Genomic DNA, 21,969 nt, shown 5'->3' on the forward strand with positions numbered 1-21,969 from the left:
GCGGCCGCTCGCAGGCACGCGCCACTACCCGTGTTTATAAATGACGTCGTCGCCGGTCACGGCCATTTATAAACCATCTCCGACTGTCGGGTTTCGTCGACACACCTCTTACCCGGTAACACCCGTGTCCGCGCCGATTCAAGTCCCTCCGGGACGTAGCATGTAGCATGACAGACGAATCAGCGAACGCCGGAGACGGCCCGACTCCGACCCCCGGAATCCACCACGTGACCTGCGTCGCGGGCGACCCGCAGCGCAACCTCGAGTTCTGGGTCGAGACGCTCGGCCTCCGACTGGTGAAGCGCTCGATCAACCAGGACGACCCCGGGACGTACCACTTCTTCTACGGCGACGCCGAGGGCACGCCCGGCACCAGCATGACGTTCTTCCCGTGGACGGACCTGCCGGAGGGCGATGTCGGCGCCGGGCAGGTCTCTCGGACCGCGTTCCGCGTGCCCGAGGGGAGCCTCGACTACTGGGAGGCACGGTTCGACGAGCGCGGCGTCGACTACGACGCCCGCGAGGAGCGCTTCGGCGAGACGGTCCTCCCCTTCCGCGACCCAGACGGGCTCCCCGTCGAACTGGTCGCGGTCGATATTCCGGACGACGACCCGACGACCGCGTGGACCGCGTTCGTCCCCGAGTCGGCCGCGATCCGCGGCTTCCACTCCGTGACGCTGTGGCTCGACGACCCCGAGCGCACCGAGCGCCTCCTCCGGACGATGGGGCTGGAGGCGGAGGCGACCGAGGCGGACGCCGCGGCCGGAAGCGACCGAACCCGCTTCGTTGCGGGCGGGGACGTGGGCAAGTACGTCGACGTCGTGGAGACGGACCGACAGGGGAGTTCGGGCCGCGGCACGGTCCACCACGTCGCGTTCCAGACGCCGACGGACGCCGACCAGTCCGCGATGCGCGACGCGGTCGCCTCGATGGGGCTCCGCCCGACCCAGCAGATCGACCGCCACTGGTTCCGCTCCGTCTACTTCCGGGAGTTCGCGGGCGTGCTCTTCGAGCTCGCCACCGCCGAGCCCGGGTACGCGAGCGACGAGCCGCTCGACGCGCTGGGCGAGCGACTGGTGTTGCCCGGCCAGTTCGAGGACCGCCGCGAGGCGATCGAGGCCGGGCTCGCCGACGTGACGGTGCCCCGTCCCGACACCGAGTTCGCGGCGAACCGCGCGGACTAAGCGGGCGCCGAGCGGTCACTCGTTCCCGAGACTGCTCTCCGAGACCGATCCTTCTAATCGCGCGCGGCCGAACGCCCTCCCATGACAGAGGACCTCGGGACGCCGGTGCTGGACAATCACCTCCACCTCGACCCCCGACACGGCCGCGGGGTCGAGGCCGTCGAGGAGTTCGCCCGGCTCGGCGGCACCCACCTGCTCGTGGTGAACAAGCCCTCGTGGCTGCTCGACGTCGAGCCGGACGAGCCGGCCGACTTCCGGGCCGTCTTCGAGGAGACGCTGGAGACCGTCGCGGCCGCGACGGAGGTTCTTCCTGGGCGCGCGTGGCCCGTCCTGGGTGTCCACCCCGGACTGATAAGCCGGCTCGTCGACGAGCGCGGCTTCTCGCCGGAGGCGGCCCGCGACCTCATGCGCGGCGGGCTGGCGGTCGCGAGCGAGTACGTCGCGGACGGCGACGCGCTCGCGTTAAAGTCCGGCCGCCCCCACTACGACGTGAGCGACGCGGTGTGGGCGGCGTCGAACGCGGTCACGCGGCGCGCGTTCGAGCTCGGCGCCGAGGTCGACTGCGCGGTCCAGCTCCACACCGAGGCCACCGAGGACCTGACCGACCTCGCGGCCGTCGCGGAGGAGGTCGGGCTCGACCCCTCGCGCGTCGTCAAACACTACGCGGCCGGCGAACTCGCGGGCGTCACGCCGAGCGTGATGAGCGACAAAGAGCGGCTGGAGCGCGCCGCGGAAGCGGGCGAGCCGTTCCTGATGGAGACCGACTTCGTTGACGACCCGGACCGCCCGGGGATGGTGTTGGGACCGAAGACCGTCCCGCGGCGGGTGCGCTGGCTGTTGGAGGAAGGGCACGACGACGCGATCCGGCGCGCGCACGTCGAGACCCCCCGAGCCGTGTACGGAATTGACACCGAGGCGACGCTCGAACGGGAGCCCTGAATCCGGGATTCTCGCGGGTGAGACGCGGTCTCGGGCGGCGATCGATAGGAAAGGCATTTGAGTTGGCCGGGCGACGTACGGCACATGACCGACGACGACGCCGTTGAAACGTTCTATACCGACGAACGCTGGCAGAACTGGCTCGACAGGCTGGCCGAAGAGGAGCTCGACCCCGAGAACGAGGACTCCGCCCGGCTCCTGTTGAACCTTCAGGACGACGCCGCCATCGCCGTGGTGAAGGTGCTGGCCGCGTTCGACGAGGACCGCATCGACGAGGAGCGCGCCGTCGAGGAGGTCCGCGACATCCGCGAGATCGTCCTCGCAGACGTCGAGTTCGACGACGAGGACAAGGTGATGCTGATCGACGGCGTCCAGACCTCGCTCGTCCCCGTCTTCTACGCGGCCGAGGAGTACGTCGTCGGCGGCGTCGTCGACGGCGACGTGAGCGAGTTCGTGCGCGCGGCCGCCGAGGCCGAGGAGGGCGACGACTTAGACGCCGCCCTCGGCTACGTCGTTCAGGCCGGCACGCGCGTCATCGACGGCGAGGCGCTCGACATCGAACTCGTCGAGGACCTCGAGTACGGCCTCGTCTCCGAGTGGGTCAACGGCCTCGACTCCCTCCAGTCGGCCATCGAGGACCCGGAAGTCGTCGAGGAAGAGGACTAAGCGTAGCCCCGCCGACCCGTTCGTCCAGAGCCCCGTTCGAGACACCGTTTTGAACCCTCGCGGCGTGAATCCTCTATGGCGTTTCCCGCGGCCGAACTGGCGATAGCGCTGCTCGTCGTCTGGACGGCCAGCTCGTTCGTCCCGCTCGTGCCGAGCGGCGTCCTCGCGGCGTTGACCGTCGTCGGCTACGCGTACACCACCGGCTTCGCGGAGCCGAGCCTCGGCGTACTGCTCGCGCTCGTCCTCGTCTCGCTTCTGGCCTCGGCCGCGGAGCTCGTCTCGGGGATGGTCTCCGGGAGGCTCGGCGGCGCGTCGACGCGGACCGTCGTCGTCGGCACGCTCGCGGGAATCGCGCTCCTGTTCGTGATGGGCCCGATCGGGCTCGTCGTCGGGCTAGGCGGGGTCGTCTTCCTCGCCGCCCTCTACGAGGAGGGCGCCGAGCCGCGGGTCGCCGCCCGGCGCGCCGCCTTCGCGGTGGTCGGCGCGCTCGCCAGCGCGTTCGTTCAGGCGGTCATGCTGGGCGCCGTCGCTGTCGTCTTCGCGGTCGCGGTCCTGTGAGGCCGGACACCGGAGCCGGCCTCACGCCGCCACGGAGAACAGCAGCAGGTTGTGCGCCGCCGGGCCGAGCCCCATCGCCGCGACGAACCCCAAGAGGAGGTACCCCTCTCCCGGCTCCTCGCGGACGTAGGCGGCGAACAGCCACACGACTGCGGTCGCGACCGCGAGCTTCACGAGGAGGAACAGCCATCCCTCGCCGACCACCGGGAGCGAGGGGAGTCCGCCGACCTCCAGCAGGAGCCGCGAGAGCGGCGTGCGCTCGCCGAAGCCGAGCTGGGTCGTCCCGACCGCGGTCGAGACGCCGTCGAGCGCGTGGCCGAACACCGCGAGCGCGCCGACGCTGCCGGTAATCGCGGCCTCGGGCCTGACGCGCGTCAGGCCGACCCAGGCGGCGCCCGCGATCGGAACGGTGAGCGCGAGCGCGACCGCCGACCAGCGCGCGCCAGCGGGGGAGAGTCCGGTGCCGACGGCGACCGCGACGACAGGCATCAAGAGGAGCCCGCCGGCGACCGCGAGCGTCACGGCGACGCGGTCCGGACGGACGGCGTCGGCCGCGAGCCACGCCGCGCCCGCGAGCGTTCCGACGGTGAGGTAGACGGTCGGCGAGCCGGCGAACGGGGCGAGCGAGGACGGGAGCGCGTCGACGACGTAGAGGACGTGGGCCGCGGAGCCGAGCACGATCCACGGCGCGAGCGCCAGCACGCGACGCGCGGTGACCCGCGGGCGGCGTCGGCGGAGCGCGGCGACGACCCCGCCGGCGGCGAGCAGGACGACGAGGAGGTACGGCGCGGGCGGCAGCGTCGTGCCCGCCGGGAGGAGGCCGCCGACCATCAGACGGACAGGACGGGCTGGCTCGCGTAGAGGAGGACGTACTCCGCGGCCTTCCCCAGCACCTCGCCGGGGTCGCCGGAGACCGGCTCGCGCGGGACGACGATGAAGTCCGATTCCAGCTCCTCGGCCGTGTCGAGGACGACGCTCCCGGGGTGGACGGTCTTCACCGAGGTGGAGAAGCCGTACGCGATGGAGTTGCTGTGAGGCACCCCGGCGGCCTCCGCGCGGCGCGCGACGGAGTCGGTGAACGCCTCGGAGTCGTCGGCCACCTCGCGCTCGTCGACAACGCCGTGGTCGATGGCGCGGACGACCTCCTCGTCGAGGACGTACAGCGCGTGGACGCTCGCGCCGTACTCGCTCGCGACCGCGATGGCGTAATCGACCGCCTCGTGTGACTCCTCGCTGCCGTCGACCGGCACGAGGACGAGGTCGATGTCGAGATCGGTCATACCCGACCCGTCGGCGGGGGAGGTCAAAAAGCCCGCCCCAACGGAGCGGTCCGACGACCGCACGGGTCCGCGATGTTCGCGGTACCCCGGTCTGCGCGATTCCGTCGAGGCGCTCCTGTTGAATCCGTTTCTTCAGACGAATTCTCGCCTGAAACGACTGGTCGCTGAAGCGTGCGAACTGACCGACGAGAATCCTACCAGTTTCAAATCTTGGACTACAATCCCACATCGAACACCGGCGGATATGCTAATTCTGCTGTTTCAGACTCACCGAAAGAAGTAAGTACTTAAATAGCCTTGTGCGTCATGGCAACCGTGCTCACACTTGCCGTATTGACTCTTGTCTGGAGTATCTTTGTTCTGTACTCGCTGTCTGTTTTGTTTTGGCTATACGAAGTCCTCGTTCTCGCTCGCAACCAGTTAGTCTCGGCTGATGAACTGGCATACGGTCACGACGACGTACAGGTGCGGATATTGACGATTGGTGCCGAATCAGTCGTTCAAGCAACAGTTAACTCGGTCCCAGATGGGGTCGATGATATTCGAGTTATTGCGGAAGAAGATATCCAAATTAGCGGGGCAACAGTACACGTAGTCCCCGATGAATTCGGCTGTAAGGCCCGACACAAGGGACGTGCGCTCGAATGGGCCCGTCGAAACGTTCCATGCTCTCATGAGTTTATTCTGTATTTGGACGAAGATACCATCGTCCAGCAATTCCGGGGCTTGCCCGACGCGGACGTTGTCCAGATCACCGAGATGCCACTGTACACCGGCTCGTGGATCGCGTATTTATCAGAAACATTCCGTATCGGCTATCAGTACGAGCAACGTGCCTTCGGTCGGTTCAAATATCCACTCTACGCATGGGGTGGCGGCATTGCCATTCGAAAATCGTTAGAAGATGCGATTACGTGGGATACAGAGACGATCACAGAAGACACGAATTTTATTTGGCGCGCAGCACAGGCAGGCGACCTTGATTTCCGAGTTCTGAATCTGAAGTTTCGGAATCAGGCCCCACCGTCGCTTCGAGGAATGTTTCGACAGCGGCGACGGTGGTTTGCCGGTACCCAACAGTCATCAGACTTGCTTCCACAGAAGTACCGTCTCTTTCTTGGGTTCCGGATGGTTGCGTGGTCGCTGTCTCCACTAATCCCCGTCATGTCACTGCTGCTGTTTTTATTTCCACAGTTTCTTCCACAGCCGATATATTATCAATTCGGCTCACTCGCGATGTTTCTCGTCTTATTCGTGATCACACTCGTCGGCGTGTTCGTGTATATCCGACGAGAACGGGTTCCCCTACTGGCTATCCCGCTGACACCCCTTTTGGTCGTCTTAAACACCGTTGGCGCTCTGTGGGGATGGATCTCTCCCGTGGAGACCTTCGCTGTGACTGAAAAGGTCGCACCAATAGCTGAAAAAGTTTCACCGAAAACAATAGAGAAAAAGAATCCATGGCTTGGAGAAGGTGACTTGGAGAATCATGATGGCGAAGAGCTCCTCATCGAAGACGGCGGTTTCGAGGCGGTAGTATTAGACGATTGATTGGTGGTGTGGATTAATATAATTCCGGGCAAAATCACAGATAGTGGTTTCAGATCGCTCTCGGCGAAGGGCTTTACTTGCTACCGTCGGATCCGTGAGTCTCGCTGGCTGTCTTCGTTCTGGGTTTGACGAGATAATGTCACGTGATACACAATCCGGTAGCGGTCCAGATGGTGAGTGGCAACTCGTCGTCGACGAACAGTGGGAGTCGTTTGATACGGATGGATGGGGAGTCGGGTTCATCGACCCCGAAGACTGGATTCCAAATGATGATGCGACAGTGCGTGCGGACAACGTGACAGTCAACGACAGGATATGTGAACTGACAATAGAATCTGAAGGGACTGGCCCGAGTGGTTGTTATCAGGGTGTGATTAATTCAAGTACCGGGGGAGAGCCCCATCACCCGACAGCGGGTATTCCGATCGACCCGACAAGGGGGCAGTACGTTGAGGCACGGCTCAAACTTCCCGGAAGAACCGGTATCCTACCCGCCTTCTGGATGCACCCGGCAAATATGAATTGGCCACCGGAGATAGATATTATTGAACTGTTCCAACCGGGAGAGAATCCAGAATCGGAACGCCAGCAACTTCACGTGAATGTTCACTGGAGCGAGTCGGGCGAGCCAAATGACAGAGAATCCCATACCGATAACCCGTTCTCAATGGACAGTGGAACCGATCTCACGGAGAGTTTCAATACGTACGGTTGTGCGGTGTTTGAAGATCGAGTCGAGTGGTACTTCAACGGGAACCATGTCGTAACACGCTCCTCACCACCAGCGATGATCCAGTCACTGACTGCCCCTGAAGCCCGCCCGTTCGGCCTGATCTTCTCAAACCATGTTAACCGGATTGGGCAAGCAAATCTCAATGAGCGATGGACAGAACGACTTGCCATCGATTGGGTCCGAGTCTGGGAACTGAACTCGTGATGTTGTACTGGCTTTGACATCCTCTCCGCCCTGAAGGGCGAAGATTCCCACGGCACTGTACCTCTGGTTTGGGATGTTCACGGTTTGTAGCCGTCTTGCTGACGGCTACTGGCGGTGCCAACCAGCCGTTACCCCTATCCCGGCATGGGATTCGGAGGTACTTCTTATTGCCTGTACCCTATTTCGGCACGGAAGAGGGTGTCTTCCGCCTGAAATTAGGGAATCCCGATATTGTCCGATTAGTGGGGCGGGTAGACCGCCTCGGTTGTGTTTATCTACAGTTCCAACTCAGTTAAAACATCCGTTCAGTGCGTCGAACGTAGTTCGTGTAGGGGTGTCGGATTCATCCCTGCCGTGAACGGCGGGGCTTTCTCCTCGCACCTCCGTAAGTGATCCAGAAGAAGTATTCATATCAATTTTCACAGATATAGCCTTTGTGCTAGGATCGGTGTCTCGTATATTTTGTGACAGTGAAGCCAAGACTGGCCACGACATATACGCTCTGTGTCGGTCAATTCGCAGGCAGTACTGAGCGATCGAGGACGAAAAATATCGAACCCCAAGCATTTCAACGAAGCCGCAGGCTCAGAAATCGGGCAGTTCCCGCTGCCCGGCTTCCCGGCGCTCGACGGGCGGGACGTTGGTCGCGACGATCTCGTCGACCGCGTCGCGGTTGTCGGCGTCGCTGTTGATCGCGCGGGTCGCGTCCTCGCGGTCGACGCGGAACCCGGCCTCGGCGTACGCGTCGTACATCACGCCGCTGTTCGAGAGGACGACCCACACCCCGGCGTCGTCGAGTTCGGCGGCGACGTCGAGCAGGCGGCGCTGGTCCTCGCGGTCGAACCCCGACGCGCTGTACTCGTTGAAGTTCGCGGTCGCGCTCATCGGCTCGTAGGGCGGGTCGAAGTAGACCAGGTCGCCGGGCTCGGCGGCGTCGAGGACGTACGCGAAGTCCTCGTTGCGGATCTCGGCGTCGGCGAGCAGGTCGCTCGCGCGCCGGATCCGGTCGCGCTGGACCCAGTCGGGGTCGGCGTACCGCCCGACCGGGACGTTGAACCCGCCGTCCGCGTTCTCGCGGTAGAGGCCGTTGTAGCAGGTGCGGTTGAGGTACAAGAGGAGGGCCGCCTCCTCCAGTGGGTCGAACTCCCCCTCGTACGGCCGGCGGTTGAACCGCGCGCGCTGCTGGTAGTAGTAGGCGTCGACGTCGCGGCCGCGGGCGGTCGCCTCGGCGTACGGGTGGTCCGGGTCGGGGTCGCTCTCGGGGTCGTCGAACGACGCGAGCCGGCCGATGAGCTCGTCCGGGCGGTCGCGAACCTGCTCGTAGAAGTTCACGAGCCGCGGGTTCGCGTCGTTGACCGTCGCGCGGGGCGGCTCCAGGTCGAAGAAGACGGCGCCGCCGCCGACGAACGGCTCGTGGTACCGACCGAACTCGGCCGGGAACCGGGCGTACAGCTCGTCGAGCAGCTGCCGCTTCCCGCCGGCCCACTTCAGGATCGGCTCGGCCATCGCTGTCGGGTGTCGCCCGCGCCCGGGCATAAACGTCCCGGGCCGCGTCCGCGGCGGTCAGTCGTCGGAGGGCTCGACCTCCGGCAGCGGGAGGTCGTCGACGTGGCGCGCGGCCTCCTCGAAGTTCGGGCCGGGCTCGATGGTCCCGGCCTCGCGGTCCCACTCGATATAGCCGGCCTCCTCCAAGGCGGGGAGGTGCGTCTCGCGGAGCTCGGCCGCGATCTCGTCGGCCCGCCCGCGAACGCGCAGGTCCGCGACGGTCTCGACGACGCCGTCGGCGAGGCCGGCGACCACGCGCTTGCGCTCCGACGCCGCGACGGCGGCCGCCGGATCGGATGTGGGAATGTCCGGTGTCATCGTGTGTCTATCCGTATCTACGAAAGTCGTTGGATCGGAATAAAAGCACCGCCGAGCGCGACGCGGCTCGCTCCCCGAGAACGCCGACGAGTGCGATTCGCGCCCGGGACCGCGACCTGTCCGCGTCCGTCGAACGCCGCCCGGACCGAGTGCGACGAGCACCGTATGACGCGACACCTCACAGAAATATGAGAAGTATACCAACGCGTACCATGCTACTACTTACACCCCATGAACAACCGTTTCAGATGTTTTGCGTGCGTGTTCCGTGGTATCGTTTCTCAAAACCTATTTGAGAAGTGAAAGGTTTTAGTCGGCCGAGAACGTACGGTGAGATATGTACCAAGGCTCTATCACCTCGGCGGAGGCGCACCGCTCGATCGGCTCCGAGTCGCCGCCCGCCGGTCGCTCACCGCTGGGGACGCTCGTGTACCTGGCGCTCGTCGTCGTTCCATTCGTCGCGTTCGCGTACCCCGTCGCGACCGTCGCGTTCCTGACCGGGACCGTCGCGCTCGCCGTCCTCTCGCGGTCCGTTCTGCGGACCCTCCGACGGCGTAGCGGTCGGGTCCAGACGCTCACGCTCCCCGGACTGGGCACCGTTGAGTACCGCATCACGACGAACTAAGCGCTCCGACCGCGGTTCGGACCGCTCTCGCATCGCTACTTCGGAAAAGTCGTTTCCTGGGCAGCGACGGCGCTGTCGATCGCACCGCCGTCCCTGGTTTTTAGATCCCGTACGCGACGCGCTCGCCGACGTCGAGCCCGTTCGCGATCGCGGCGTGGAGCCGTCCCTCGCCCGCGACCCAGTCGCCGAGGAGGTACAGCCCCGCGTCGCGCGCCGAGTCGACCGGCCCGCGGTCGACGCCGCCCTCGGGGAGCGCGTAGCGCCACCCCTGGTGGTCGGTCCACGCGGGGTCGGCCAAGCGCTCGTCGCCGACGATTTCGGCGGCGTGACCGGCGAGCGACGCGACGTTCTCGACCGGGTCGTCGTCGTAGTGCGCGTCGGACCACGCGTCGTTGGCCTGAACGACGAGCAGCGTCTCGCCGTCCGGGACGTGGCCGGCCTTACACTCCTCGCGGGAGATCCAGCCGACCGCGTGCTCCTTGTCGGTGTTGACGAGCGCGTAGTAGGGGACGTCGAGCGCGAACGGGTAGCGGAGGACCGCGGTCCAGACGCTACGGTACTCGACCGCGCCGACCGCCTCGGCGAGCGTCTCGCGGAGCGGGTCGTCCCACTCGGCGGTCCGGAGCAGCTCGGCCGTCTGCGGCGCCGGCGGGTTCATGAGGAGCACGTCGAACGGGCCGTGGGTCTCGCCGTCGGCGTCATCGAGTTCCCATCGGCCGTCGCCGTCCGCGCCGTCGACCCGCCGAACCGCCTCGACCCGAGTCCGTCGGTGGACGGTCGCATCGGTGCGGCCGAAGAGGCGCTTCGCGATCTGGGTGAGCCCCTGCCGGTAGCTCCACTTGTGCCCGTCCGCGTCGCGCCCGGGCGACACCGCGCCGTCGGCCTCGAACGTGTACACCGGCTCCGTCACGTCGACGAGCCCCTCGTCGTCGAGCGTCTCGGTGATCAGTTCGACGACGCGGTCGTCGTCGCTCTTCAGATAGTTCGCCCCGTAGTCGTACGTGAGATCGCCGTGGCGACGGGTCGCCGCGCGCCCGCAGAGCCCGCCGGACTTCTCCAGCACGGTCACGTCCGCGTCGGGTACGGTGCCGTCGACCACGAACGCCGCCGCGGCCGCCCCCGCGCCCGCGCCGACGATGCCTACGTCAGTCACACCGACTGTTGGGGGCCGATCCACTTAACCGGTCCTCCCGCACCGCGGTCGGCGGCGCCGTACGACGCGGTCAGTCGTCGGCGCCGACGACCAGCACAGGCGCGGACGCGCGCCGCTGAACCCGGGTGGGAACCGTCTCGGGGTGGGCGAGCCGGTCGAGGCCGGTGCGGCGCGCCGACCCGACCACGATCAGGTCCGCGTCGTGGGCGTCGGCGAAGTCGAGGACCTCCTCGTGGGGCGTGCCGTACCGGAACCGCTTCGCCACGTCGACGCCGACCGCCTCGCCGCGGGCCGCGGCGTCCTCGACGAGTTCCTCGCCGGCGCGCTCGCGGCGCTCGACGGCCACGTCCCAGTGTTCGGTCGTGTCGACGACGTACAGCGCGTCGACCGTCGCGCCGTGGGCGGCGGCGACGTCCAGTCCGGCGTCGACCGCGGCGCGGCCGGCCTCGTCGTCGCCGGTGACGACGAGCACGCGGTCGAAGACGGACCCGACGCGGTCGCCGTCTGCGGCGGCGCCCTCGGCGGGTTCGGCGGCTACAGTCGAGCCCTCGGACCCTGCGGTCGCGGTCGGATCGGCGGCGTCGGCGGCGTCGGTGGCGTCGGTGGCGTCGGTGTCGATTTCGGCGGACATGTGTGGGAGGCTTGGCCCGTTTGCGGAGGGCCGTTTTGTTCGATTTACTCTTCGGGCAGGCGCCACTTAACGATTTTCGACAGTATAGACGATTATCATTATTTATACAGTCGTACTCCCGCATATATTGTAGTATTCTATCAGAGATCCCCGATATTTCTTCATAAACGTCTATCCAGCCGAACGGCGAATTCGAGAAACTATCGGACGCTTCGGCCCGAGACCGATCGAGGAGCGTGCGCCGCCGCGGCGGTGACTGCCGGCCGCTCGGTTCGGTTGACGGTGCCACTGGCTAACTGGGGGTCGTGCTCGGCTGGAGACGTTCGCGAGCACCTGGAGTGTGGCTTGGCGCAACAGTTCTTCACAGTGGGTGCCGATACACTAACCATGACCGACGAATTCGACGTCCCGACCGAGCCGCGGGCCGCGGTCGACGCGCTGGCGACTCACCTAACTGCGACCGCAGACCGCCCGGTACCGCCAGCGACGAACCGGTGGCTCGGCGAGGCCGAAGCCGTCGCCCGCGATGCCACCAGTGACGATCTGGACACGCAAACCAGACGGAAACGGGTTCGCCAAGTTGCCACACTGCTCGAGTCGGCTGACGAAACGGACGACGCCGTCGCCGACCGCCATATCGAAGCGGCGATCGAGTGCTGTCGAGTCGTTCTCGCTACCGAGTGACGGCGTTCCCATTTATACGGAGTAGCCCCTCCCCCACATATTAAATTCTATTAACCAGAGAAACCAAATTAAACCTCGTAGAGTTATTCACTTTCGTTAAAGAAACTTATATAGGTTACAAGCGTATGTTCTAGCGCATCACACTTATATTCGTAGTCTCTGAAGAATACTTTGATGAGTTCAAAACAAGACGATCTCAAGGAGACGAACACCGAGGCTCGCTTCGAGTTCAAGAAGGAGGAGAACTCCGCCTTCAAAAGCGAGAAAGGCCTCACCGAGGAGACGGTCCGCGTCATCTCGGAGGACAAAGACGAGCCGGAGTGGATGCTGGAGCGCCGCCTGCGCGCGCTCAAGCAGTTCCAGGAGATGCCGATGCCGACCGACTGGCCCGGCCAGCCGGACCTGAGCGAGGTCGACGTCGACGAGATCGTTCCCTACATTCGGCCGGACGTCGACGTTCGTGCCGGCGTCGACGACTGGACGGAGCTCCCGGACGACATCAAGGACACGTTCGACAAGCTGGGCATCCCGGAGGCCGAGAAGAACGCGCTCTCGGGCGTCGGCGCGCAGTACGAGTCGGAGGTCGTCTACCAGAACATGCAGGAGCGCTGGGAGGAGAAGGGCGTCATCTTCTGTAACATGGACGAGGCGGTCCAAGAGCACGAGGAGATCGTCCGCGAGCACTTCATGACGAAGTGCGTCCCCCCGAGCGACAACAAATTCGCCGCGCTTCACGGCGCCATCTGGTCCGGCGGCTCGTTCGTCTACGTCCCCGAAAACACCACGGTCGACATGCCGGTCCAGGCGTACTTCCGGATGAACTCCGAGGGGATGGGCCAGTTCGAGCACACGCTCATCATCGCCGAAGAGGGCTCCGAGGTCCACTACATCGAGGGCTGCTCGGCGCCGAAATACTCGAAGTTCAATCTTCACTGCGGCGGCGTGGAAGTGTTCGTCGACGAGGACGCCCACGTCCAGTACTCGACCGTCCAGAACTGGTCGAAGAACACGTACAACCTGAACACCAAACGTGCCATCGCGGAGAAGGGCGGCCGCATGGAGTGGATCTCCGGATCGATGGGCTCGAAGGCGACGATGCTGTACCCCTCGACGATCCTGAAAGGCCGCGGCGCCTCCGACAACCACATCACTATCGCCTTCGCGGGCGAGGGCCAGGACATCGACACCGGCGCGAAGGTGTACCACAACGCGCCCGACACCAAGTCCACGGTCGAGTCGAAATCTATCGCGAAAGACGGCGGCCGCACTAACTACCGCGGCCTCGTCCACATCGCCGACGGCGCCGAGAACTCCTCGACCGCCGTCGAGTGCGACGCGCTGATGTTCGACAACGAGTCCACCTCGGACACGATGCCGTACATGGAGATCAACGAGTCGAAAGTCGACGTCGCCCACGAGGCGACCGTCGGCAAGATCGGCGACGAGGACATCTTCTACCTCCAGTCCCGCGGGCTGGACGACGACGACGCCAAACAGATGATCGTCTCGGGCTTCATCGAGCCCATCACCGAAGAGCTGCCCATCGAGTACGCCGTCGAGCTCAACCGGCTCGTCGAACTCGAAATGGAGGGCTCGCTGGGGTAATTCGATGCCGGAGTGCGCCCACTGCGGAGCACACGTCTCACAACAGTTTGTGACCGTGTTCGGGTTAGACGGCGGTGACGTAGTTGCCTGTCCGGCGTGTTCCGGTCGGGCACACATCGCAGAGACGATCGTGGATCGGTACTAGTCAGACCATGGAACACTGCTTCGCGTGCGAAACCGATTACGGATACCTCGGAACGGCCCCGCACGACGGGTCCTGTCCAGCCTGCGGCTCGACGACTGTCACCCCAGCAGGCGAGCTCGGCGTCGTCGACACGACAACGTGGGAGAGCGCGAACGGGCTCTCGACGATCCACGTGACGGCGACCGACGACCGGTCACGTCTCTTCGAGTTTGTGATTGCGGCGCGGCGCGGACGAGGGAAACTCGTCTGTCTCGCGATCGATGGAGTGACCGTACCCACCGAGACGGTGTGGTCGGTTCCATCCGCCGTCGCGACGAGAGTTACCGCGCACGGCGTCAGGATCAGCGACTCGATGTCGGCTCAGAGCCCGTGATGGAAAGATAGACGACACACAGTCGGCGGCGTCTATTCTGCCCCCGTCACGGGAGTGAATACGACGAGGTAACGGCTGAAGGCAATCAAGAGGCTGTTGCCGAAGTCACCGATGGAGACGTCAAATAAGAACTGAGTGACTTGCCCCCCGACCAACAGAGTGGTACGGGGTCTCTACCGCCCGAACCCCGGTGGATCCGTTATCACAGATAGAGGCGAAAAAACACGGTCACCGAGCGAGGTCGCTGCCGGCGAGGAGGGCAGCGAGCAGACCGGATCCTCCCCGACGGAGACGCACTGCGACGGACCCGGACGCGCTCTGCGCGTCGCCGGTTGTCAGAGGCGATTCGGTCGCGGGTCGACGAGGCAAGTACGTCCCCAACGACGCGTTTTAATCGGTCAGTCCGAACAGTACCGGTACGCACCCGAGCGGCGCGACGGGGAAGCCCCGCGTCGCGACCGAGGCACACGAAATGACACCGAACAGCACCACGCGGTCGACGGACGGCAACGATGGGTGAGGCGAACGACGAGGGAGGTCCCGCGGACGACGACGCCGGCGGGATCGATTACGCCGGGCGCGCGGCCGAGACGCTCGGCTTCTCGCGGTGGTGGCAGATCGCCGCCGCGGCCGGGATGATGGCCGCGGTGAGCCCGTACCAGTACGTCTGGTCGTCCATCTCGCCGGAGCTTTCCGAGGGGCTCGACATCGCGCTGCCGGCGCTGGGCGCCGTCTTCTCCTTTTACGTGGTGTTCCAGTCGCTCTCGCAGTTCCCCGCGGGCAAGTGGCGCGACAGCCGCGGGCCGGGGGCGCTCACGTTCCTCGCCGCGCTGCTTGCCGGTGGCGGGTACATCGGCCTCGCGTACGCGACGAGCCTCTGGCAGCTGTACCTGCTGTACTCGCTGGGGGCGGTCGGCGTCGGCATCGTCTACACCGTCGCGGTCAACACCGCGGTCAAGTGGTTCCCCGATCGCACCGGGCTGACGACCGGAATCGGGACGATGGCGTTCGCCGCGGGGAGCGCCCTCGTCGTCCCGTACGTCCAGGCGAACGCGACCGTGGCGGCGTACAGCGACGTTCTCCGCAATATCGGGATCGGAATCTTAGTCGTCACGCTCGTCGGCTCGTTCCTCCTCCGGGACCCACCAAAAGACTGGCTGGATCGGCAAAGCGAAGACGACGACGGCGACGACGGAAACGACGAGGGCCTCGCGGCGTCGATCCGCGGCCGAAACTACTCGACGCGCGAGATGCTCTCGACGTGGCAGTTCTGGCTGCTGTTCGCGATGTTCATCGCGATGGCGAGCGCCGACCTCCTCGTCATCGCGAACGTGGTCCAGTTCGCGGAGAACTTCGGTCTCGCGGAGCTGATCGCGACGCTCTCGGCGACGCTTTTACCCATCGCCGCCGGCGTCTCGCGGATGATCCTCGGCGAGGCGATAGACCGGTTCGACCGCAAGCGCGTGATGGCCGGGTCGTTCCTCCTCGCCGGGCTGTTCCGGGTCGGCCTCGTCGGCGCCGGAGAGGCCGGCAACGGGGCCGTGTTCGTCGCGTTCGTCCTCGGCGCGATGTTCTTCTCCTCGCCGCTGTACGTGTTCTTCCCGTCGCTTTTGGCCGACTACTACGGCGCGGCCAACTCCTCGGGCAACTACGCGGTGCTGTACACCGCGAAGGTCGGCGGCGGCGTGTTCTCCGGGGTCGCCGCCGGCTACCTCGTCGCGACGATGGGCTGGAACCCCACCTTCATCCTCGGCGGCGGGCTCGCGGTCGCCGCCGGGCTCGCGGTATTCGTCCTCCGCCCGCCGAGCGGGTCGGGACTGGAGTCGACGGAGCCGTCGGCCGCGGACTGACCGGCCGACCTCATCTCCCTCCCGGCTGGGGGCCTACCGCGTCGCTCGACGGACGGCGAGCGACCAGAGGCCCACCGCGACGCCGGCGACCGTCAACACGCTGTTGACGCCGCGGGGTTCGAGCCCGAACGGGGTGAACGCGGGCGCCACCGCGGCGTGAACCAGGAATCCGGTCGCGACCGCGGCGGCGGCTCGGCGCGGGCGCCACACCCACGAGTCCGCGGCTCTCCCGACGGGGGCGAAGAGTCGGTCCCCGGAGGCGACGAGGACGTGCCCGGCGCCGAACACGAGGCCCACGGCGACCGAGCCAGCGAGGTCGCCGGCGACGCTCGACGCGAAGAGGCGGTACCAGAACGCGTGCGCGAACCGCGCGGCGGCGCCGAGCGCGACGACGAGCGAGAGGTCGAACAGCGCGACCGCCGCGCGGCGAGGGGTCACGGGAGCGTCCCCACCACGGCGTAGAAGGGGTCCCCGTCCGGGCGCTCGGCGATGCGCTCGGCGACCTCGAATCCGCCCGCGGCGAGGTAGCGCTCGACGAGGTCGGCGCGCTCGTCCATCGAGGCGGCCCGCCACGCGCGGATCGCCTTCGTCGGGAACATCCGGTTCGAGAAGCTGACGACGACCGTGCCGCCGGGCGCGAGGACGCGCGCGAACTCCGCGAACGTCGGGCCGGGGTACTGGAGGTACTGGACCGAGAGCGCACAGCAGACCGCGTCGAACGAGTCGTCGGCGAACGGGAGCGACTGCCCGTCGTTGAGGTCGCTGACGACGAACTCGTCGAGGCGGTCGTTTGCCGCCAGCTCGGCCTCGTTGAGCCCGTGACCGACGACGCGCTCGTACTCGGTGTCCGGCAGGTGCGACACCCAGCTGCTCATCGCGTCGAGGACGCGGTCGCCGGGCGCCGTCGCCGACGCGTACAGCGACGTCAGCCGGTCGAGGAACGCGTCGTCGGCGTGGGTGACAAACCGCGGGTCGGCGTAGAACGTCTCGTCCGGCCGGTCGTCGCGCTTGCGTCGGTCGCGGTCCGAGAGGACGGTCGTCACGATACCGAAACGTGGGGTTCGGGGCAAAAGAGCGCGTCGCCGCCGCGGGACGCCGTCCAGCCTCGTTTGCCGTCGACGCCCTGATTCCCGCCCACGCCCCGATTCCCGCCCACCTGCCGCTCGTCGCCCCCACCGGACGGCTTTTGTCGACAGAGATTTTACCAGTTGGTAATGGACTTTACCACCGCCGTCGACCGCGGACTCCACCCGGCGCCCCGCTCCGAGGTCTTTCAGGACCAAGGGAAGTTCCGCACTCGGTTCAACTTCCCGGGTCGAAATCTCTCGGACCACGACGACCACGGGTACGGCCCGCTCTCGACGGTCGTCGAGTCGTTCATGGATCCCGGGACACTGATCCGGATGCACCAGCACCGCGACGAGGAGATCGTCTCGTGGGTCCCCGCGGGCGTGATGCGCCACGACGACCGCGAGGGCAACGAGCTCGTCACCGACGCCGAACACCTCCTCGTGATGAACGCCGGATCCGGGTTCTGGCACGCGGAGGAGACGCTCGCCGACGACCCGCCGCTCCGGATGCTCCAGATATTCGTCCGGCCGACGGAGCTCGGCTTGGAGCCCGGGATCCAGCACGGGCCGCTGCCCGACCCCGAGCCGAACGAGTGGCGCCGCGTGTTCGCGCCCGCGGGCGCCGATCACCCGTTCACCGTGCGCAACGCGGTCGACTGCTACGACGTCCGCCTCGACGCTGACGCGGGCGGGACCCTGCCCGAGATCGAGGGCCGGGACGCCTACGTGTACGTCTTCGAGGGCGCGGCCGACGTCGACGGCGTCGCCCTCGACGAGACGGAGAGCGTCCTGTGGACGGGCGACGGCGCCCCGCCGACCGTGACCGCGGGCGACGAAGGCGCAACGGCCGTCGCCTTCCTCGTCGACCCCGACGCGCCCGTGACGCGGCAGGGGACGATCGGGCGATAAGGGGACGGTGAGACCGATTTCGGGCGTTTGCGAATCGGACCGCTGCGAGGAAACTGTATTTAAATACCCCGAGCGCCGCCGACGATTACTTATAAAGAATCTGCGGTGGCGCGTGCCGATGAGCGCCCGAAGGGCGCGAATCGCACGCGCGAGGGAGTCGATGGTCCGGAGCGAAGCGGAGGACCATCGACGAGGCTGGGGAGGTGTGAGGTGCTTTGCGGTCGCAGTCGGGCGGGATTCAAAGAGGCAGTCGCGAGGACGCCGCAGACGACGTAAGCACCGCAGCGAGCGGCGCGAGCGAGGAGCGCAACGAGTGTGCGGCGTCCTCGCGACTGGGGCTTTGGAGGGGTTCGCCGGAGAGTAATCGGCAGCGATTTATAAGCTATCGACTGCGGTTGTGGAGGTGTCTATCGCCGGTCTGCCAGTAACCATTTATAAATGCGCGTCAAGTCGGAAAGGCTCAACTCCCGGCCCGCCGAACGCGGCGTATGCGCACCCCGCTCGCGGCCGCCGGGCTCGTCGCGCTCGGCGTGCTCCTGATGGCGAACCCCCTGTTCCTCCCCGTCGCGGTCGGCGAGCCGGACCCCGCCTACACGCACACCGTTCAGCCGGTGGGGGAGGGGTCGGTCGCCGGCATCGAGTCGCCCGCGAGCGACGAAGTGGGCGAGTCCAACACCTCTGACGCCGTCGTCGCGTACGACGACCTCGACCCGGCGGCGCGCGCGGCGTTCGACCGGGCTCGCGATGCGCCCGAGGGCGGGTTCGGCGTCGAAGCGCCCGACGAGCGGGTCGACTCGCTGTCGTACCCGACGGACCCGACGCTCGGGGACGGGCTGCTGATCGTCGAGCGCGACGGCGAGCGGTACGAGTTCTGGACCCGGACCGTCGAGCGCGAGCCGGGCGCCGTCGTCGCCCAGCGAGTCGTCCTCCAGCCGGTCGCGTTCCTCGTCGGGTTCCTCACGATCGTCGCCGGCGCCGCGGTCGGACTCCGGGGACGGCTCGGGGCCGAGTGACGAGGGGGAAGGCGGTGCGGCGCTACTCGGAGGCCGTCGACGCCGGCTGACCGACCGGCTTCGGCGCGTCGCCGGCCTCGATCGCCCGGCGGGTCGACTCGCCAATCTCCACGAGGTGACACAGCGGGTTGCCGGGGTAGACGACCGGGTTCTCCAGGAGGCCGATCAGGAGGCCGGTGAAGGGGGCTTCGACCGCGACCGCGTCCTCCTTGAACGGATTGGTGATCGTCGCGATTCGCTCGCCCTCGCGGACGAGCGAGCCGCTCTCGAAGTGGGTGTCGACGATGCCGCCGGAGTCGGCGCGCAGCCACGTCTTCTCGCCCGCGCCGGCGACGATCGTGCGCCAGCCGGGCCAGCGCACCGTGTCGGTCTCCAGCAGGCCGTACTCCGCGAAGACGGAGCGGACCCCGGCGAGGGCGTCGTCGATCAGCGGGCGCTGGAACCGGTGGGCCTCGCCCATCTCTATCGTGATCGTCGGAATTCCGTCGTCGGTCGCCTCGCCGCGGAGGGTGCCGCTCGGGCCGTCGCTGTCGATGATCACCTTCGAGCCGAACGCCATCGCGAGCCGGTGGACCGCCTCGTCGGTCATGTCCGCGCGGACGTGGAGCATGTTCGTCCGGCCGCGCGTGGAGGTGTGGAAGTCGAGCCCGAAGTCGCAGGGCGCGATGAAGTTCTCGTAAATCTGATGTGCCATCCGCTTCGAGCTCGTCGACCCTCGTTTCCCGGGGAACGAGCGGTTCAGGTCGCGGTCGTAGACGGGGAGGTAGCGCTGCTGTGCGAGGAAGCCGGGGACGTTGAGGACGGGGAGACAAACGAGGGCGCCAGCCAGCTCCGCGAGGTCCCACTCGTGGGCGACCTCGCGGACGACCTCGATCCCGTTGAGCTCGTCGCCGTGCGCGGCGGCGGTGAGGTACGCGGTCGGCCCGTCGCGCTCGCCGTTGACGATGGTGACCGGGATCCGCACCGGGTCGCCGAGGTACGTCTCGCTGATTCCGTAGCGGATGTTCTGGGTTTCGCCGGGCGGTACCGCCCCGCCGTTGTACGTGAACGCCCGGTCGTCGCTCATGCTCGAGCGGAACACGGCGCTGGGTATATATATGGCGGCCCGCGGATCCGGTCTCCCGACCCGCAGGAGCGATCGGCGCGTCTTTTAGGTCGGCCCACGCAGTGACGCGTATGAGTTCGGACTCGGTTCGCGTGGGTGTGTTGTCGCTGCACAACAGCAAGGAGACGAAGGCGATCTGTAACGCGGTCGAAGACCTCGGCCACGAGCCCGTGTGGCTGCGGGAGGAGAACGCCGCGGTCAGCGTCGAGGACGGCGACGTCTCCGTCGAGCCCGCGGTCGACGTGATCGCGAACCGCCTCCTCTTGTCGAACACCGACCAGCCCGCGGAGCTACTAGGGCTGGCGGCGACGTTCGAGCGCATCCGGCCGATGTTGAACGAGCCGAACGCGGTGCTGGCGTCGATCCACAAGTTCGCCACGGCCGCGACGCTGGCCGACTGGAACATCCGCGTGCCCGACGCGCTGCTCGCGCTGTCGAACGACCGCCTCAACGAGGGCCGCGAGCGGTTCGGCGACGTGGGCGTGTACAAGACCGCGATCGGGACCCACGGCGGCGGCACGTGGAAGGTCGACCTCACGGAGCGCGTGAACCCGAAGGTGGGCAACCGGCAGGCGTTCCTCCAGAAGCTCATCGACCGCGACGACGAGAAGCACCGCGACCTGCGGGTGTACGTCGTCGGCGACGAGATCGTCGGCTCGATGTACCGCTACGCGCCCGAGGGCGACTGGCGGACCAACGTCGCGCTCGGCGGCGCGGTCGAGGACGCCACGGACGACATGCCGGAGGAGGCGGCCGACACCGCCCTCTACGCGGCCGAGGTGATGGGGCTCGACTACGCCGGCGTCGACCTCGTCGAGGGGTACGACGGCTGGTACGTCCTCGAGGTGAACCCCACCGCGGGGTTCAAGGGCCTCTTCGAGGCGACGGGCACGAGCCCCGCGCCCCACATCGCGAAGCTCGCGATCGAGACGGTGGGCGGCGAGGTGGACGACGACGCCGTCGAGCGCGTCGCCGCGACCCTCGACGACTCGCGGCCCTCCTGCGCGCCGGCGCCGAAGCCGAGTTCGACCGAGCAGCCCGACATCGGCTACATCGAGGAGGTCGTCGTCACCGGCACCTCCGGCTCCACGCAGGCGCTCGCGAAGTCGGACACGGGCGCGACCCGGACGAGCATCGACACCCAGTTAGCCGCCGAGATCGGTGCCGGCCCGATTAAGAGCATGACACGCGTCAAGTCGGGCAGCGTGAAGGGAGGGAAAGCCCGCCCCGTCGTCGACCTCGTCATCGGTATCGGCGGGAACCAGCACACCGTCACCGCGAGCGTCGAGGACCGCGGCCACATGGAGTACCCCCTCCTCCTCGGCCGCGACATCCTCACCGACTACCGGGTCGACGTGCGCCGGCGCGCCGACACCGACGAGACCGAACGCGACGAGGCGGGCGAGATACTCGAAGAAGAGGAGTAGCGAGGATAGAAATCGACGATTTCTGAACCCTTGCGGTGGCGCGTGCCGATGAGCGCCCGCAGGGCGCGAATCGCACGCGCGAGGGAGTCAGTCGCCGGAGCGGAGCGGAGGCGACTGACGAGGCTGGGGAGGTGTGAGGCGCGGTTGCGGGGCTGGGCGGGGCGGGACTCAAAGGGGCAGCCGTGAGGGCGAAGGCGCGCGACGAAAGCACCGAGGGAGCGAACGGAGTGAGTGACCGAGGCGCGCAGCGAGCGCACCGAGCCCTCGCGGTTGGGGCTTTGGAAGCGTTCTCCGCCGGCCTGTTGCCGCCTATTTATAAGCGAGCGGCTGGGGCTTTGGAAGCGTTCTCCGCCGATCTAACATCAATCACTTATAAACAAACGACTTCGTTTTGGCGGTGT

At 66.6% G+C, this 21,969-nt stretch carries 23 protein-coding genes; 14 read left to right on the top strand and 9 right to left on the bottom strand.

The window, feature by feature from the left end; all coding sequences use genetic code 11:
* The first annotated feature begins 167 nt into the window (after positions 1-167).
* From F3H13_RS05960 to F3H13_RS05975, 4 genes are all read left to right on the top strand, one after another.
* On the top strand, positions 168-1,184 hold the full coding sequence (locus F3H13_RS05960; RefSeq protein ID WP_149798139.1) for a VOC family protein: 1,017 nt from the start codon (positions 168-170) through the stop codon (positions 1,182-1,184).
* Positions 1,185-1,265: 81 nt separating this feature from the next.
* Positions 1,266-2,123: a TatD family hydrolase gene (locus tag F3H13_RS05965; RefSeq protein ID WP_149798140.1), complete on the top strand. Its 858-nt coding sequence runs from the start codon at positions 1,266-1,268 to the stop codon at positions 2,121-2,123.
* Between the two features lie 84 nt (positions 2,124-2,207).
* On the top strand, positions 2,208-2,789 hold the full coding sequence (locus tag F3H13_RS05970; RefSeq protein WP_004595207.1) for a DUF2150 family protein: 582 nt from the start codon (positions 2,208-2,210) through the stop codon (positions 2,787-2,789).
* A 75-nt stretch (positions 2,790-2,864) separates the two neighbouring features.
* Complete coding sequence (locus F3H13_RS05975; RefSeq protein ID WP_149798141.1) at positions 2,865-3,347, top strand: DUF456 family protein; 483 nt, start codon at positions 2,865-2,867, stop codon at positions 3,345-3,347.
* Between the two features lie 21 nt (positions 3,348-3,368).
* On the opposite strand, the gene F3H13_RS05980 is transcribed toward F3H13_RS05975, so the two are convergent.
* Complete coding sequence (locus F3H13_RS05980; RefSeq protein WP_149798142.1) at positions 3,369-4,178, bottom strand: DUF63 family protein; 810 nt, start codon at positions 4,176-4,178, stop codon at positions 3,369-3,371.
* Positions 4,178-4,627, bottom strand: a complete 450-nt coding sequence (locus F3H13_RS05985; RefSeq protein ID WP_149798143.1) for a universal stress protein — start codon at positions 4,625-4,627, stop codon at positions 4,178-4,180. Before F3H13_RS05985 ends, F3H13_RS05980 begins: the two co-directional genes overlap by 1 nt.
* A gap of 306 nt (positions 4,628-4,933) precedes the next feature.
* On the opposite strand from F3H13_RS05985, the gene F3H13_RS05990 reads away from it, so the two are divergent.
* Together F3H13_RS05990 and F3H13_RS05995 are read left to right on the top strand one after the other, a co-directional pair.
* Positions 4,934-6,178 carry a glycosyltransferase gene (locus F3H13_RS05990; RefSeq protein ID WP_149798144.1) on the top strand — a complete coding sequence of 415 codons (1,245 nt, stop codon included), beginning with the start codon at positions 4,934-4,936 and terminating at the stop codon, positions 6,176-6,178.
* Between the two features lie 136 nt (positions 6,179-6,314).
* Positions 6,315-7,115 carry a glycoside hydrolase family 16 protein gene (locus F3H13_RS05995; protein WP_149798145.1) on the top strand — a complete coding sequence of 267 codons (801 nt, stop codon included), beginning with the start codon at positions 6,315-6,317 and terminating at the stop codon, positions 7,113-7,115.
* A gap of 585 nt (positions 7,116-7,700) precedes the next feature.
* Here the strand turns inward: F3H13_RS05995 and F3H13_RS06000 are convergent.
* Both F3H13_RS06000 and F3H13_RS06005 read right to left on the bottom strand, forming a co-directional pair.
* Complete coding sequence (locus F3H13_RS06000) at positions 7,701-8,621, bottom strand: DNA adenine methylase (protein ID WP_149798146.1); 921 nt, start codon at positions 8,619-8,621, stop codon at positions 7,701-7,703.
* A 57-nt stretch (positions 8,622-8,678) separates the two neighbouring features.
* Positions 8,679-8,978 (bottom strand): DUF7344 domain-containing protein, encoded by a 300-nt coding sequence (locus F3H13_RS06005; RefSeq protein WP_149798147.1) that lies wholly within the window; start codon positions 8,976-8,978, stop codon positions 8,679-8,681.
* 337 nt (positions 8,979-9,315) lie between these two features.
* Here F3H13_RS06005 and F3H13_RS06010 point away from each other — a divergent pair, with 337 nt between their 5' ends.
* Positions 9,316-9,603 (top strand): hypothetical protein, encoded by a 288-nt coding sequence (locus F3H13_RS06010; RefSeq protein ID WP_149798148.1) that lies wholly within the window; start codon positions 9,316-9,318, stop codon positions 9,601-9,603.
* Positions 9,604-9,703: 100 nt separating this feature from the next.
* Here F3H13_RS06010 and F3H13_RS06015 read toward each other — a convergent pair whose 3' ends face one another.
* The gene (locus F3H13_RS06015; RefSeq protein ID WP_149798149.1) at positions 9,704-10,756 is read right to left on the bottom strand and encodes an NAD(P)/FAD-dependent oxidoreductase; all 1,053 of its coding nucleotides are present in this window, start codon (positions 10,754-10,756) and stop codon (positions 9,704-9,706) included.
* Positions 10,757-10,826: 70 nt separating this feature from the next.
* The gene (locus F3H13_RS06020; protein ID WP_149798150.1) at positions 10,827-11,387 is read right to left on the bottom strand and encodes a universal stress protein; all 561 of its coding nucleotides are present in this window, start codon (positions 11,385-11,387) and stop codon (positions 10,827-10,829) included.
* Positions 11,388-11,774: 387 nt separating this feature from the next.
* Here F3H13_RS06020 and F3H13_RS06025 point away from each other — a divergent pair, with 387 nt between their 5' ends.
* The 4 genes from F3H13_RS06025 to F3H13_RS06040 all read left to right on the top strand — a co-directional run bounded on the left by F3H13_RS06025 (position 11,775) and on the right by F3H13_RS06040 (position 16,044).
* Complete coding sequence (locus F3H13_RS06025) at positions 11,775-12,071, top strand: hypothetical protein (RefSeq protein ID WP_149798151.1); 297 nt, start codon at positions 11,775-11,777, stop codon at positions 12,069-12,071.
* Positions 12,072-12,245: 174 nt separating this feature from the next.
* A complete protein-coding gene (gene sufB, locus F3H13_RS06030) occupies positions 12,246-13,676 on the top strand; it encodes a Fe-S cluster assembly protein SufB (RefSeq protein WP_149798152.1) in 1,431 nt (476 codons plus the stop codon).
* Positions 13,677-13,680: 4 nt separating this feature from the next.
* On the top strand, positions 13,681-13,821 hold the full coding sequence (locus tag F3H13_RS16700; protein ID WP_432508932.1) for a DUF7563 family protein: 141 nt from the start codon (positions 13,681-13,683) through the stop codon (positions 13,819-13,821).
* An 885-nt stretch (positions 13,822-14,706) separates the two neighbouring features.
* Entirely contained in the window at positions 14,707-16,044 is a 1,338-nt protein-coding gene (locus F3H13_RS06040; protein ID WP_149798154.1) for an OFA family MFS transporter, read from the top strand.
* Positions 16,045-16,077: 33 nt separating this feature from the next.
* Here the strand turns inward: F3H13_RS06040 and F3H13_RS06045 are convergent, their stop codons facing one another.
* Both F3H13_RS06045 and F3H13_RS06050 read right to left on the bottom strand, forming a co-directional pair.
* Positions 16,078-16,482, bottom strand: coding sequence for a hypothetical protein (locus F3H13_RS06045; RefSeq protein WP_149798155.1), 405 nt, complete (start codon positions 16,480-16,482; stop codon positions 16,078-16,080).
* Positions 16,479-17,087: a class I SAM-dependent methyltransferase gene (locus tag F3H13_RS06050; protein WP_149798156.1), complete on the bottom strand. Its 609-nt coding sequence runs from the start codon at positions 17,085-17,087 to the stop codon at positions 16,479-16,481. The genes F3H13_RS06045 and F3H13_RS06050 overlap by 4 nt, the downstream gene beginning before the upstream one ends.
* 171 nt (positions 17,088-17,258) lie before the next feature.
* Between F3H13_RS06050 and F3H13_RS06055 the strand changes: the two genes are divergently transcribed.
* Positions 17,259-18,023: a pirin family protein gene (locus F3H13_RS06055; RefSeq protein ID WP_149798157.1), complete on the top strand. Its 765-nt coding sequence runs from the start codon at positions 17,259-17,261 to the stop codon at positions 18,021-18,023.
* 488 nt (positions 18,024-18,511) lie between these two features.
* The gene (locus F3H13_RS06060; protein ID WP_149798158.1) at positions 18,512-19,036 is read left to right on the top strand and encodes a hypothetical protein; all 525 of its coding nucleotides are present in this window, start codon (positions 18,512-18,514) and stop codon (positions 19,034-19,036) included.
* Positions 19,037-19,058: 22 nt separating this feature from the next.
* On the opposite strand, the gene F3H13_RS06065 is transcribed toward F3H13_RS06060, so the two are convergent.
* Positions 19,059-20,102, bottom strand: coding sequence for a succinylglutamate desuccinylase/aspartoacylase family protein (locus tag F3H13_RS06065; protein ID WP_149798159.1), 1,044 nt, complete (start codon positions 20,100-20,102; stop codon positions 19,059-19,061).
* Between the two features lie 110 nt (positions 20,103-20,212).
* On the opposite strand from F3H13_RS06065, the gene F3H13_RS06070 reads away from it, so the two are divergent.
* Complete coding sequence (locus F3H13_RS06070) at positions 20,213-21,568, top strand: putative ATP-dependent zinc protease (RefSeq protein ID WP_188128007.1); 1,356 nt, start codon at positions 20,213-20,215, stop codon at positions 21,566-21,568.
* The last annotated feature ends 401 nt before the right edge of the window (positions 21,569-21,969 follow it).

The sequence above is a fragment of the Halorubrum xinjiangense genome (assembly GCF_900102375.1).
Classification (GTDB): Archaea; Halobacteriota; Halobacteria; order Halobacteriales; family Haloferacaceae; genus Halorubrum; species Halorubrum xinjiangense.